At 64.6% G+C, this 12,542-nt stretch carries 11 protein-coding genes and 3 pseudogenes; 4 read left to right on the top strand and 10 right to left on the bottom strand.

Annotated elements, in window-relative coordinates; translation table 11 throughout:
- Positions 1-26 precede the first annotated feature (26 nt).
- Positions 27-344, top strand: a pseudogene (locus tag jaqu_RS21195) (integrase core domain-containing protein); the annotation flags it as partial.
- 281 nt (positions 345-625) lie between these two features.
- On the opposite strand, the gene jaqu_RS17345 reads toward jaqu_RS21195, so the two are convergent.
- From jaqu_RS17345 to jaqu_RS22450, 3 genes and pseudogenes are all read right to left on the bottom strand, one after another.
- On the bottom strand, positions 626-1,543 hold the full coding sequence (locus jaqu_RS17345; RefSeq protein WP_043920277.1) for a hypothetical protein: 918 nt from the start codon (positions 1,541-1,543) through the stop codon (positions 626-628).
- Between the two features lie 209 nt (positions 1,544-1,752).
- Positions 1,753-2,115: pseudogene (locus tag jaqu_RS22420) on the bottom strand (SUMF1/EgtB/PvdO family nonheme iron enzyme); the annotation flags it as partial.
- A gap of 456 nt (positions 2,116-2,571) precedes the next feature.
- Positions 2,572-3,017 (bottom strand): annotated as a pseudogene (locus tag jaqu_RS22450) (DDE-type integrase/transposase/recombinase); the annotation flags it as partial.
- 100 nt (positions 3,018-3,117) lie between these two features.
- Between jaqu_RS22450 and jaqu_RS17335 the strand changes: the two are divergent.
- Both jaqu_RS17335 and jaqu_RS17330 read left to right on the top strand, forming a co-directional pair.
- Entirely contained in the window at positions 3,118-3,507 is a 390-nt protein-coding gene (locus jaqu_RS17335; protein ID WP_043920276.1) for a hypothetical protein, read from the top strand.
- An 89-nt stretch (positions 3,508-3,596) separates the two neighbouring features.
- Positions 3,597-4,175 (top strand): YceI family protein, encoded by a 579-nt coding sequence (locus jaqu_RS17330; RefSeq protein ID WP_043920275.1) that lies wholly within the window; start codon positions 3,597-3,599, stop codon positions 4,173-4,175.
- A gap of 76 nt (positions 4,176-4,251) precedes the next feature.
- Here jaqu_RS17330 and jaqu_RS17325 read toward each other — a convergent pair whose 3' ends face one another.
- From jaqu_RS17325 to jaqu_RS17295, 7 genes are read right to left on the bottom strand one after another with little or no spacing between them, the layout of a single operon-like run.
- On the bottom strand, positions 4,252-5,082 hold the full coding sequence (locus jaqu_RS17325; RefSeq protein ID WP_043920274.1) for a carbohydrate ABC transporter permease: 831 nt from the start codon (positions 5,080-5,082) through the stop codon (positions 4,252-4,254).
- Positions 5,079-5,969 carry a carbohydrate ABC transporter permease gene (locus jaqu_RS17320; protein ID WP_043920273.1) on the bottom strand — a complete coding sequence of 297 codons (891 nt, stop codon included), beginning with the start codon at positions 5,967-5,969 and terminating at the stop codon, positions 5,079-5,081. The genes jaqu_RS17325 and jaqu_RS17320 overlap by 4 nt, the downstream gene beginning before the upstream one ends.
- 24 nt (positions 5,970-5,993) lie before the next feature.
- Entirely contained in the window at positions 5,994-7,283 is a 1,290-nt protein-coding gene (locus jaqu_RS17315; RefSeq protein WP_043920272.1) for a type 2 periplasmic-binding domain-containing protein, read from the bottom strand.
- Entirely contained in the window at positions 7,280-8,851 is a 1,572-nt protein-coding gene (locus tag jaqu_RS17310) for an alkaline phosphatase family protein (RefSeq protein ID WP_043920271.1), read from the bottom strand. The genes jaqu_RS17315 and jaqu_RS17310 overlap by 4 nt, the downstream gene beginning before the upstream one ends.
- On the bottom strand, positions 8,848-9,765 hold the full coding sequence (locus tag jaqu_RS17305) for a lysylphosphatidylglycerol synthase transmembrane domain-containing protein (protein ID WP_043920270.1): 918 nt from the start codon (positions 9,763-9,765) through the stop codon (positions 8,848-8,850). The genes jaqu_RS17310 and jaqu_RS17305 overlap by 4 nt, the downstream gene beginning before the upstream one ends.
- Positions 9,762-10,472, bottom strand: a complete 711-nt coding sequence (locus tag jaqu_RS17300) for a CDP-alcohol phosphatidyltransferase family protein (protein WP_236687889.1) — start codon at positions 10,470-10,472, stop codon at positions 9,762-9,764. Before jaqu_RS17300 ends, jaqu_RS17305 begins: the two co-directional genes overlap by 4 nt.
- A complete protein-coding gene (locus jaqu_RS17295; RefSeq protein ID WP_043920268.1) occupies positions 10,469-11,215 on the bottom strand; it encodes an endonuclease/exonuclease/phosphatase family protein in 747 nt (248 codons plus the stop codon). Before jaqu_RS17295 ends, jaqu_RS17300 begins: the two co-directional genes overlap by 4 nt.
- 98 nt (positions 11,216-11,313) lie before the next feature.
- On the opposite strand from jaqu_RS17295, the gene jaqu_RS17290 reads away from it, so the two are divergent.
- Complete coding sequence (locus jaqu_RS17290) at positions 11,314-12,087, top strand: FkbM family methyltransferase (RefSeq protein WP_043920267.1); 774 nt, start codon at positions 11,314-11,316, stop codon at positions 12,085-12,087.
- The last annotated feature ends 455 nt before the right edge of the window (positions 12,088-12,542 follow it).

Raw genomic sequence — 12,542 nt, 5'->3', positions numbered from 1 at the left:
CCGGAGAGTAGCTTAAATCCCGCCAGATCCTGTCCAAGGATCGGGGAGCATCTCAGACGTCGAACGCCATCCTCAAATGGCAGGAAGACCGCCAGGTCGAATGGCATTACATCGCGCCGGGCAAGCCGATGCAGAACGGCTTCGTGGAGAGCTTCAATGGACGTCTGCGGGACGAGTGCCTCAACGAGCACCTGTCCCCGACCCTGCGCCATGCCCGCCATTTGATTGCGGCATGGCGCGACGACTACAATCACCACCGCCCCCACACGAGCCTCGACGGGCTCACACCGTGGGAGTATCACCGACGGTCAGCAAAGGACCAAACCCTGAACAGAGCTAACTAATAAACGCGGACTCAGAGGGGAGCAGGTCAGTAGGACGAAGTGTCATTTCGCGGCGGCTGCGCGAACGTCGGCTTCGCAGGATCGATCAGGGTTCAAAGACCCGTTGCCATCGACGGCAACAAAGCTGCGTCCCATGCACCGAGCTGTTCGCTGCGTCCGTCACCGGTATGTCCGGCAACGTCTCCGCATGCCGAAGCCCAGAGCTTCGTGGTGGTCTGATCGGATACCGCGCCGTTCCGGACTACGCGACTGTTCGATCGTAAAGGCTGCGGTGCCCGGCGTCACTCGTCGAAGGTTTCTTCCGTAACCTTGAACTGAACTGTTTGAAGTCCGCCCTCCGCATCCCATCGAAACCCCGTGACCTGCCCGTCAAGTGCGTCGAATTCGATCTCGACCACAAGAACCGCACCGAAGCGTTCGGCCCAGGCACTTATTCCGTCCGGGTATGTCATCTCGACAGTATCTTCCGTAGAGATCGTGAGGGAGGCGCGGGACGTCGATGCCAGGAGGTCCGCCGGGAAAAGAACGTCGGGCGCGTCATTGATCGTGATCGTGAGGCCCTCGGTTTCCGCCTCCACCGCGAAGGCGCCGTCGCCGAACGTCTGCATCTCGGCCGCAGGCACCCCGAACACCGCCAGGATATCTTCGACAAGCTCCTGCGGAGTGCGGTCCGATGCTGATATCAGAATCTCACGGTTGCGGGCCGGCAATGTGCCGTCCAACCCGCGCATCCTGACCAAGGCGTCCGGCGGGACGACGATCTCCGTCGCTGCTGCGTGCGGGTCTTCTGTTCCACCGCTGAAATCATCCTCGGCCCGGCTGGCCTGCATCGCCGGAACCGCCAGCGCCAATCTGGCCGGATCGTCCAGCTTACCTTCGATCAGGCCGAAGAACAGCGGTGTTTCTGCCCGTATAGACGCGATTTCAGACGCATCAATGACTTGCGCGACCGTGATCGAGGCCGGGGACGTTTCGAACAGGACGTCCCGCGTGCCGCCCATGATGACTGGGCCTTCGATCGGCACCGCCATTTCGAGGAATGCGGTCAGCATTTCGAAGCTAGGAAAGGTGATCAGATAGACAGGCGCTCCGGAAAAAGGGCTGACGCCCGACCGCACGCCGCGAGTGCCGGTGCGCGGATCGACGGAAAGGTCGCCTCGCTCTTCGAACCTGTCGGCGAAGGGCGCATGCTTGAACATGTCATACTAGTCTGGTCTCGCGACGTCAGGTACGAAGACCATCTGTGTCTGTATCCCGTACCCCATCTCAGCACCCCCGGGGCCGACCTGACGTCTTCCAGTCGTGTCCGTCCCGAAACGGGCTGTGCGTGACACGCCCTTTCATCATTCCGCGAATAAGGCGTGAATGGTAATCCCGCACGAAACGCATCTCTCCGCAGATTCTGCCAGCGGATGTAGTCCTGAGCGTCGTGGTATGAAATTCGAACTGCTGGGTGGCTCCCATCGACCCTCTGCCATTGTTCTGCGTCTTCAGGTTGGTATCTCCGCGTAGTCCACATAATCCGAGTGGGCGGTGTATATTCGCAGCCGCCGTCCTGGACACAGACCATGTATTCATCATGGGTAATCTCTGTCCGCCCAATTGCTATACGGAGGTCGATCTTCACCTGCGTCGGAGGTCCCTCATGTTTGTGATCGGGTACCTCACCTGGATCTAGAAATCCCAACTTGCCGTCCCGAACGGTCGTGCGGCTTCTTGTCTGATCGGGGGGCGCACCCATGGTGAACTCGCCCAAGGGCAGGACCACCATCTCGGGGCAGACATCGCAGTCGCGGAACGTGTCGAGGGGCGCGAGGTCGGTTGTCTCCTGACCGCCGGCACTCGCCGTCGACCAGAACAGGCAGACAGCTCCGAATGCGGCGGCGCGCACCGCAGATCGTAGAAATCCCAAACCGGTTCCTTCCCGTCGCGGCGCCTTCGTTGAAGTGAAGACGCGGTCGCCCCGGGCCGAACCTACGCAAAGGGACAGGTCGATCAACCCAGAAGCGATTTCAAACCGGGAATAACAGCCAAAACGATACGGCTGGCCAATGGATGTTCGTCGAACGCCTCATCTGCTCTGCCCGGCTTGCATGCCCTGCATCCGCTGAACTTGCGCAATTCCAGCGGCGAGTTTACCGGCCCGGCCATTGGTGGCTGGGACTGTTGCATTAGCGGGGCAGGCTAATTCGCGCCTGCCACGTAAACGTTTTTTTTCGGCTGCATCGAACAGGCCGGTGATGGACGCGATCTCGCCGAGAACACCTGATTGTCTGTGATGGACATGGCCGCGCCTGATGGTGCGGATCGCTTAGATACCACTCAGGGTCGCTTTGGCGGTTCGCAACGCCCGGAAGCTCTGACGATATCCGAGCGGACGCTTCATAGCGGCGTGATCGCTCCCAATCAGTTTGTTTCGCCCCTTCCGATCGATGTGCCGGATGCTGTCGAAGTGCGGATCCGGCTCTGATGCCGCTCGGTGCGCTTTGTGAGTTCTGAGCCGAGCTTCTGGACCCGGCGATAGACCGTCGACCGATCAATCGTCACGCCGCGCTCGGCCGGCAGATCCAAGACATCCTGATAGGACAGAGGATAGCGCAGGGACCGACGATCCGCGGAATGGACGATGTCCCTCGAGAGGCGCAGATGCTTGAACGGCGACCTGACGGGAATGATCAACCTCCAGCGCGAACCGTCAGATGGTAACTCGAAGTTACCGCAACAGTCCCCCGTCACACTGCTCCGTAGCTAACAGTAGTAACACGAGGTCGCGTTGAAAAAGCCTCCCCTGCATCCGGCTCTGGACCACCCGTTCTGTCATCACGGCGTGGGCTACGACGTGAACGCACTCGACGGGATGATCTCCGACCTGGACGCGCGCCTGACCCTTGCCGAAGGCGAGGCGGGCGGCGCGGCCTTGCGGGACGTCGTGCTGGAATGGGACGGCGGGACCGGTCAGGGGCCGCTTTTGGTCATCACGCATTTCCCGAATGTCGAAGCGATGACCCGCTTCCGCATCTATGAAGGCGCGATGATGATCGTCGATCCAAATCGGGACGGCCGTGTGCTCGGCTATTTGCGGCTCGGCTCCGCGGAACCCGACCCGATCAGGTACCCCGACCACGTCGTGCGCGTGGAAGCAAAGGCCGACACGGACGATTGACCCCGAATCCAGGTCCGCCAGCAAGCGGGGCGCGATCGAAGTGGTACACAACTGTGCTATGTTGGTCAGTACCAAACCGGAGATCACAGATGCGCCTTGTCCTTGTCCCGTTCATCTGCGCCGCCGCGTCGGCCGCGGCGGAGCCCGCCCGTTACGAACTTGATCCAGCCCATACCACGATCGCCTTTCTCGTGGATCATGTCGGCTATGCCAAGACGCTGGGGTTGTTCGCCGAAATGACGGGCAGCTTCGTCTACGACATGGAAACCCAGGACCTGTCGGATGTGCGGGTTGTGGTGTCGACGGCTAGTCTCGAGACCCTCAACGACGCTCGGGACAATCACGTGCTGTCGAGCGACTTCCTGGATGTCGAGTCGCATCCGCAGATGGTCTTCGTCGCCGATGGCGGCACGCCGACCGGCGAGACGACGGGCACGGTCGAGGGTGAGTTGACCCTGCTCGGACAGACGGGTCCGCTGACGCTGGACGTGACCCTCAACAAGGCGGAGGTCTATCCGTTCGGCCACCAGCGCTTCACGCTCGGCCTAACGGTTCGGGGCAGCCTGATGCGTAGCGACTGGGGGATGGATTACGGCGTGGCGAACGGGTTGGTGGGCGACGAGGTGACGCTGATCATCGAGGCGGAGGCGATGCGGGTCGAGGGGTGACGCCCTTCGCGGCCGGCGCAGATTGTGTCGAACGATTAAGCTGCGGGCTAAGGGGGTGGCCCGGCATCCATCGGGGTCACCCCTTCAGGGCCCCGGCAATCAGGGCCGAGACGATCATCCGCTGCAGGAACACGAACACGGCGACCGCCGGAACCACTGCCACGAGACAGGCCGCGGCGAGAAGCTGCGTGGTCGAGGCGCTGACGGACCCCGCGAAGTTGAAGATCGCCACCGAAATCGGCCAATCCCGGTCCCGCTCCAGCAGGATGAACGGAACCAGGAATTGCGACCAGTTCGTCACCATTGCCAGCACGAAGGCCGAAGCAAGGCCCGGGCGGGCCAGCGGCAATGTGATGCGCATGAGGACCTGCCAGCGCGATGCGCCGTCGACGATGGCCGCCTCTTCGATTTCGCGCGGGATCGCGTCGAACGCGACTTTCAAGAGCCAGACGGCCAGCGGCATGCCGAGCGCGCCGTAAAGCGCGATGACCGAGGCATCGAGGTTCAGGAGGCCAAGCGATCCCATCCAGCGATAGAGCGGAACGAGGATCACAAGCGGAGAGATCATCTGCACCGCCAAAATGGCGATGAGCGCCGCTTCCTTGCGGCGAAAGTCGAGGCGGCTGAAGGCGTAGGCGGCGGGAATGGCCAGCGCAACGGCGAGGCCTCCACCCAAGGCGGACAATTTCAGCCCGTTCCAGAGGTAGGTTAGGAATGCTGCGTCCGAAAGGATGCGTGCGAAATTACCGAGCGTCGGCGCATCGGGGATCAGGCGCGCTGCGCCAAGGTAGATCTCGGACGGCGTCCTGAGGGCGAGGCTGAGCATCCAGACGAAGGGCGTCGCGAAGAACACCGCGAGCAGGGAGAGTATCGCATAGGTCGCGATATCGCCGAACCGGCCGCTCAACGCTCGCGCCCCAGCCAGCCGAACACGAGCGTCGCCATCACCATCGCGAGCAGGAACAGGATCAGCGCCAGGACGCTGCCGCCTGCGAGATCGAGGTTGTAGAAGACGGTGTTAAAGGTGAAGAGCGACAGGACTTCGGTCGCCCGTCCCGGCCCGCCCCCGGTCAGGGCGAGGATCGCGTCGAACGTGTTCAGCGTCTGGACGGCGACCAGAACCGTGTTGACGGCGATCGCCGTGCGCAGAAGCGGCAAGGTGACCGACCGGAAGGTCCGCCAGGGCGATGCCCCGTCGATGGCGGCGACCTCGTACAGGGTCGGGTCGATCCCCCTTCTTGCGGCGTAGAACACGATCATCGAAAAGGCCGTGCCCTGCCAGAGGTTCGCGATCACCGCCGAGGCCAGGGCCATGTCCGGATCCGACAGCCATGCCACCGGCCCGAGCCCGGCGAAGCCGAGGAGCGAATTCAGCGTGCCGTAGGGCGCCTCGTCGAAGAGGATCTGCCAGATCAGGCCATTGGCGATACCGGGCACGACCCAGGCCGCGAGGACGAGCGTCCGGAAGGCCGTCATGCCGCGCAGCCCGCGTGCCTCTCCACGGACCAGTGTCAGGGTAATAAGAAGGCCCATTGCCTGCAATGCGACGACGTTGACGGCGGTGAAGACCACCGTGGTGACGAGGACCTCGCGCAGCGCGGGATCCCGCATCAGGGCGCGCAGGGCGTCGGTGGACCAACGTTCGGGTGCCCGGATCAGGGTCGCGTCGCTGAACGCAAGACGCACGACATCGACGACGGGCACCGCGTAGAACGCGGCCAGAAATAGGACGGCGGGGACAAGCCACGGCCAAGGCCGCCCGTCGGCGGGGGCGGGTCCGCGCGCCGTCGTCACGGTGCGATCGTCACGTGGGTCGGGTCACTGGCGCGCGTAGGCCGCTTGGGCGGCGGCGAACGCGGCATCGAGTGCCGCCTCCGGTTCGGCAGCCCCGGACAGCACGTCACCCAGCAGGATCTGGATCTGGTTCGATATCTCCGGGTAGATCGCGGCGCCCGGGCGGGCGACACCGTTTTCGAGCGCTTCGGCGAAGAGATCGAACTCCGCCCCTTCATAGGCATCGTACTCGTCGTAGAGGGCGGCGGACGTGGGCAGGAGGCCCTGATAGGCGTTGCCGGGGCCGGCATAGATCTCCTTGACCATCTCTCCGCAGAGAGCGCGTTTCTCGGGATCCTCGCTCAGCGCGGCGATCGCCCAACCGCCGGTGCCGGTCGCGCGTTGGTCCGCGGTCGGGCCGGGCAATTCGGAGACGGCCCAGTTGGCGAATTGATCCGGTGGCAAAGTGTTCCGAAGCTGGCCGAATTGCCAGTTGCCGCCGACGAACATCGCTGCAGTCCCGGCAGCCGCGGCAGCGTTGAAGGCGTCATAATTGGTGATCGACGTCACACGTGCCGGGGCGGCGCCGCTTTCCACGAGACCGGTATAGTATGCGATCGCATCGAGGAAGCGCTGCCGGTTCTCGCCTTCGCCGAAAACCGGCGCGCCGGTATCGTCGACCAGACGCCCGCCCTGTGACCAGAAGTTCGCCAACCAGTCGAAGGCCGTTCCCTCCCAGCGGCCGGCATTGAACAGGATGCCCTCGCGCCCGGCTTCGGCCGCTTGCAAGGCGGCGGCCTGCGTTTCCTCCCAGGTCGCGGGGGCATCGGGGACGACGCTGGTGTCGCGGTAGAGCACGCGCAAATCCGTGAACCACCACCAGGCGAGGACGTCGCCTTCTGCGTTCGTGACCGCCTCGCGGACGTATGGAAAGAGGTCGGCAACCTCTTGTTCGGAGAACACCATATTCATCGGCTGCAGGACGCCCGTCTGCCGGAAAAGGGCGAGCTGGCTGGAATCGACCATGGCACAATCCGGCCCGCGCCCCGCCTGCGTCTGCTGCAGCAAGCGCGCCTGTTCCGGGCCGATATCCCCGGTCTGAAGCTGGGTCTCGATCCGCCAGTCGGGACGGGCGCGGATGAACTCCTCGAAGAGCCCCGCGAAATGCTCCGCGGTCGCGGCATCGGCGGAGTAGAGGTCGTAGGGTGTCAGACGGAACGTCATCACGTTCGGCGCATCCGGAAGCCCCACGCGGTCACGGGTGACGAGATCCTGCGCGATGACAGGCGTCGTTGCGGCAAGGGCGCCGAGGGTGGCGAAGGCAATGACTCTCATGAAGGTTTCTCCTGAAGCGGGTCTTCGTAAATCGTGGTCAGGATCGCCCGGATGTCCTGCATCGGCAGGGTCGGGCGGTCCGGGTCAGGGATGAGGCCGGGACCGAAGATGTCGGCCGGAAGCCGGGAAAGAAGGCGGGGGTCGTCCGAGAGGATGTGGACAGGCACATCGGGTGAGGCGCCCGGCCCCGTCAGAAGTGGCGCGGGCTGGTGATCCCCCACGACGATGAACAGGGCGCCGTCGCCGTACTGTTCGACGTACTGCCCAAGAATTTCGAGAGCATAGTCCAGCGAAAGACCGTATTGCGTGCGGATCATCTCGCGGTCCGACCAGACTTCGCGAGGGCTGGCCCCTTCGCGCCGGGTGCCGTCGAAGATGGAGCCGTCGCCGATTGCCTCCCAGGGCAGGATGTGAGGCAAAGGTGTCCACGGCGCGTGGGATGTGATGAGCGCCACCTCGATCATCGCCGGACCCGCCCCCCGAAGATCACGATGCAGCGCCGTCCACGTGTATTGGTCCGGCATCGTGACCCATTCGAAGGGCTGGCCCGCATAGGCCAATCCCTTCGCATCCAGCGTCACGTCGTAGCCGTACCAGGCGGCCTCAGGCCAATCGAGCGTGATCGCTGGCATGGCGGCTGCAGTCCGCCAGCCGGCCGCGCCGAAAAGTCTGTTCAGGGATGGATGCGCGGATGCGATCAGGCGGTCGTAGCGGATTTGACGATCCACCCAGAGACCCGACAGCAGCGTGGCATGGCTCAACCAGCTTTGCCCGCCGCGCGTGGGCGCGGACAGCCAGCCGCTGCGCGCGCTCCAGCCGGCCGCAGCGAGGCCGCTTTCGACCGCCGTCAGACGTGGGACGGAAACGGCGGTGTAGCGCGGGTCGTCGAGATAGCTGCGTCCGTAGGATTCGACGAAGGCGAGGATCACGTCGCGACCTTCAAGCGCCGCGAAACGCGGCGCGGCTTCGGGGGCGGCGTGCAGCGCGTCGGTGAAGACGGCGAGGTCGGCGATCCCATCGCTCATCCGGCCGATCTGCTTGGCGACCACCGGCGTTACCGCCAGTTCGGCCCAGCCGGGGATCACGAGCGCCGCCAGCGTCGCCGCCAAAGGCGGTGCGGCCAGTCCCGTGCGGGTGGCGGGTGCAAATCGGACTAGTCGCGCGAGGCAGCTCCACAGCAGCCAGCCCACGAGCGCAAGTGCTCCGATCACGGCGGCGATCGCCGCCAGCGCCTCACCCAGCCCGACGCTGCCGGACAGGAGTGCCCAGCCGGAGACCAACAGGTGCAGGTCCAAAAGCGGATTGAACGCGCGTTCGAAGGCAAAGTGGGATCCGAGGTCGGCGAGGCGCAGCACGACAAGTGTCAGCGCCAACCCGACGACAGTCGCGCGAAACCAGCGTCCCGGGAAAACCGCGACGAGCACCAAGATCACCGGAAGCTCCCAAGTCGGGCGGACGAGCCGTTCCAGCGAGAGGCCCACCGGATGCGAAGGCATCACGAGTATCGCATGTAGAGCCAGGATCGCGGCTAGGGCGGCCAGCCAGTCCAGGGCGGTCCTTCGTGTCATTCGGCTCCCTTCGGCTCGACCTCTCCGACGATAGGCCGGACCCGGCCCGCCGGTCGATAGCAAAGCGCGAGAGCGGCGAAAGGTAGCACGGCCAACAGAATGGCGGTCCCGAAGGCGATGCCCGCGGCGACCCCCGCGGCCGGCGTGGCTCCGACGATGGGAAAGAGAGCCGCTGCCGCTCCCTCGCGCCAACCCCATCCACCGATTGTCAGCGGGATCAGCATCGCGGTCAGGATGGCAGGGATCAGCACCAATGCGGCGCCGGTTGGAAGTAAGGTGCCGGTCGCACGAGCGCAGGCGGCAAAGGCAGCTACATTGAGGAGTGCGGCTGCGATCGACAGCACGGCTTGCGTCCTCGCCACGCGCTGCGATGGAAGGCACTTCCGGATCAGGCGCGCGCCGCGTGCATTCTGCATAATTGCTATCAACAGGAGCGCGATAACGGCCAGCACGGCAGCCATGGCAGCGGTCAGAACAAGTGAGGGCGTGAATCCACCCGGCAGCAAGATCGTCGCCGCGAGGCCAGAGCCTGCCACGACGGCCAGTCCGATCTGGCCCAGTCCGCGTTCGATCGCGACTGCTGTCGCCGCGCCGCGCAGACCCGTTCTGCCATCCCGCGCACGGACCGCCCGGGTGGCATCGCCGAGAACGCCACCGGGCAGCGTCGCGTTGACGAACTGACCCGCCCCGTACTCGCGAAGTGCCCAAGCGGCGCTCATCTCCGTACCGAGACATCGCGCCACAAGCCTCCACCGCAAGGCCATCAGGACCGTCTGCATCAGCAGGGCCGCGACGGCGGCAAGCATCCAACCCAGCTCCATCGTCAGGAGCCGATCCACGATTGTGCGGCCGTCGAAGAGCCACAAGCACGCTGCAAGCAGCGCGGCTGCTGCACCGAAACGCAACACCGTCACCGCGCCGCTGCCAGTCTTCGTATATCAATAGCGAAAGACCACAGTACCAAGGCGGCGGTGCATAGGGCCAGGGCTCTCGCTGGCGCACCGGAGAGAACCGGTGTGCACAGAAGAACCAAGGTCCCGATCTGAATGACGCAGATCGTCTTCCGGCGCAGGCTGTCCTCCAGCGGTGCCGAGAGCCATGTCAGGCCCCATGCCGCGACGACGAAGATGTATCGCGCGAAACCCAGCACCAACAGTTCGGGCCCGGCGCGTCCCGCCGTCAACAGGATCAGCGCGAGGCAGGCGGCCAATGCCGCATCGACCTCCATATCGTAGGCTGCACCGAATTCGGACGACAGACCCTGTCGCCGCGCGAGCCAGCCATCCACGCCGTCCAACAGGAGTGCGAAGGCCGCTAGCGCTGCCAGCGGCCAGCCGGGACCGTGTACCAACCCCAGCGCGACCAGACCCCCGACGAGCGCCAGCCGAACCGTCGTCACCAGATTGCACGTGCCGACATGGTTGTGCGGGTAAGTCCGGGCCATGCTCCGGACAGCGAGGGTCAATCCGACAAGGTAGACCGCAAGACCGGTGGCCAGCCCTTGGGGTGCCGCAAGCAGCAGGGCCGGACCCAGCAAAAGCGCGAAACCCCCGCCCGCCACAGCGAGCTGCCGGGCCGGGGCCAAGGCATTCATCGACGAAAGGTCCATCCGGAGGCTCACGCTTGTGCACTCCGCGTCACTTTCCCCAGCAGGGGCAAGTGATCCGACGCCTGTGCAAGGTCCGGAGTACGCAGGACCTTTGCCGTGCGTACCCGTCCGCCCCGATCCGTAAGGATGCGATCCAGAGGCAAGATCGGAAAAGATGGCGGAAAGGTCCGCCGGGGCGGCCCCGAGAGGTCTAGCCCGGACGCCCACCGGCTGAAGGCGAGACCGCGCCATGGGCGCCATTCGTTCAGATCACCCATCAGGATCGTCTGCATCCTCGGCGCACGGGCGATCACCTGTCCGAGTGTCCGAATCTGCACAACGCGCAGGGCCTGCAACAGGGAAAGATGGCATGACACCACGCGGAGAGGCACGCCATCCGTCACCGTTTCGACCAGAACCGCCGCGCGCGGTACTGCGCCCGGCAGATCGACGATCCGCCGCCTCGTGATCTCGATATGCGGATCGAGCAAGAGGAGGTTGCCCAGAAAGCCGCCACCATGCGAATTCCAGCGCATCTCGGGCCCCCGATGGACGCTGACAAGACGCATTGCTTCCTCGAGCCGTGGCACGTCGAGCGCGGCCGCGTGGGGCGGGTCGTCCAAATCCGCCTCTTGGAGAGCGAGGATCCGCGGTCGCTCCGGCGCGATGCCGGACGCCGCGGCCGCGACAATGCGCGCGCCATCGAACCTGCCGTCCCGCCCAACCGCACGGTGGACGTTCCACGTCGCGCAGACGATGTCTGAAGGTCGGTGCATGATCCCCTGAAAACGCTCATTTGGCGGCACGTAGCGCCGTCGCAGCCAGCGCCCAATTTCGGGCTTGCGCACCGGAACCGGCAACGAAAGCTTGCCGTATGACCGCACACCCGCACGAAAGCCACAAGGGGGGCCTGTCACTTGCCGCCGCGTCGCTGCGGCGCTCCTTCGACGTCTACTATCGCGATCACGCCCGGACGGCCCGCATGGATGCTCTGAACGCCCGGCTCGTACGGCCCGGCGACCTGGTATTCGACATCGGCGCTCATTTAGGCGATCGCACGGGCAGTTTTCTGAGGATCGGCGCGAGGGTTGTCGCCGTCGAACCGCAGCCACGGATGGCACGCGCCCTTCGCCTTCTCTACGGGCGGCGCGCGGACTTTGCTCTGTGCGAGGCGGCTGTGGGCGAGGTGCCGGGGCGGGAAACGCTCTACCTGAACGCGCGGAATCCGACCGTCGCGACGAATTCATCCGCTTTCGTCGCGGCTGCAGCAAATGCACCGGGCTGGCGGGACCAGGTCTGGGACGGGCGCGTCGAGGTCGAGGTCGTGACGCTCGATACGTTGATTGCTGCGCACGGGACGCCTGCTTTCGTCAAGATCGACGTGGAAGGACGAGAGGACGCTGCCCTCGCCGGCCTAAGCTGTGCTCTGCCCGCGCTGTCATTCGAGATGACGACGATCCAGCGCGAAGTCGCGGTCCGGTGCCTCAACCGTCTCGACGGGCTAGCGCGCTACAGATTCAATCTGAGTCTCGGCGAAGAACATCGCCTGCGCAGTCCGGCGTGGCTGGACGCACCGGACATGATGAGGATGATCGCTGCACTGCCGGACGACGCGAATTCCGGCGATGTGATTGCGCGGCGCGTTTAGCGGTTGGTGCGTGGCAAGTAAGTTTCCCGCCCGCTGGCTCGCGGGGCAGCAAGGCAAGGAGCGATCTCCGGCACGTCCGTCCTGTCCGCGAAAGGCGTAACCCGGAACACACGCACAGCGCGCCGAAGTCCAGCGATAGGAACTCGCCGGACGGTGATCGACTGCCTCGGCGTACTGTCTGTGAGAAACCCGAGAAGGGTGGCCATTCACAAAGGCCGCATGCCATCGCTATCTGCTCACCCCCTCGATAACTCACTGCGTGGGCTCGAGGCGAACGAGATCGCGCCCCCGTCGGTCTGAGCCTGCCCCACACTTGCGCTTTACGCGATAGACGCGCGTGGGCGGCACGTCACGGCCGTCGAGCGGATCGCCAAATCATCCATGAGACAGATCGGTATAGCCAAATCTTTCGCACTCCCTGCGGAATGATTGATTTTCTATCTCTGTCTCATCGA

The organism is Jannaschia aquimarina (assembly GCF_000877395.1).
GTDB classification, from domain to species: domain Bacteria; phylum Pseudomonadota; class Alphaproteobacteria; order Rhodobacterales; family Rhodobacteraceae; genus Jannaschia; species Jannaschia aquimarina.
The sequence above is the reverse complement of the archived record's forward strand: the minus strand, read 5'-3'. Positions and strand labels throughout refer to the sequence as shown.

What these genes read in the sequence shown, in the direction of transcription:
- jaqu_RS17290 (WP_043920267.1), top strand. Translation starts at nt 11,314, where the DNA reads ATGACCGCACACCCGCACGAAAGCCACAAGGGGGGCCTGTCACTTGCC.
- jaqu_RS17315 (WP_043920272.1), bottom strand. Translation starts at nt 7,283, where the DNA reads ATGAGAGTCATTGCCTTCGCCACCCTCGGCGCCCTTGCCGCAACGACG.
- jaqu_RS17345 (WP_043920277.1), bottom strand. Translation starts at nt 1,543, where the DNA reads ATGTTCAAGCATGCGCCCTTCGCCGACAGGTTCGAAGAGCGAGGCGAC.
- jaqu_RS17330 (WP_043920275.1), top strand. Translation starts at nt 3,597, where the DNA reads ATGCGCCTTGTCCTTGTCCCGTTCATCTGCGCCGCCGCGTCGGCCGCG.
- jaqu_RS17295 (WP_043920268.1), bottom strand. Translation starts at nt 11,215, where the DNA reads ATGCACCGACCTTCAGACATCGTCTGCGCGACGTGGAACGTCCACCGT.
- jaqu_RS17310 (WP_043920271.1), bottom strand. Translation starts at nt 8,851, where the DNA reads ATGACACGAAGGACCGCCCTGGACTGGCTGGCCGCCCTAGCCGCGATC.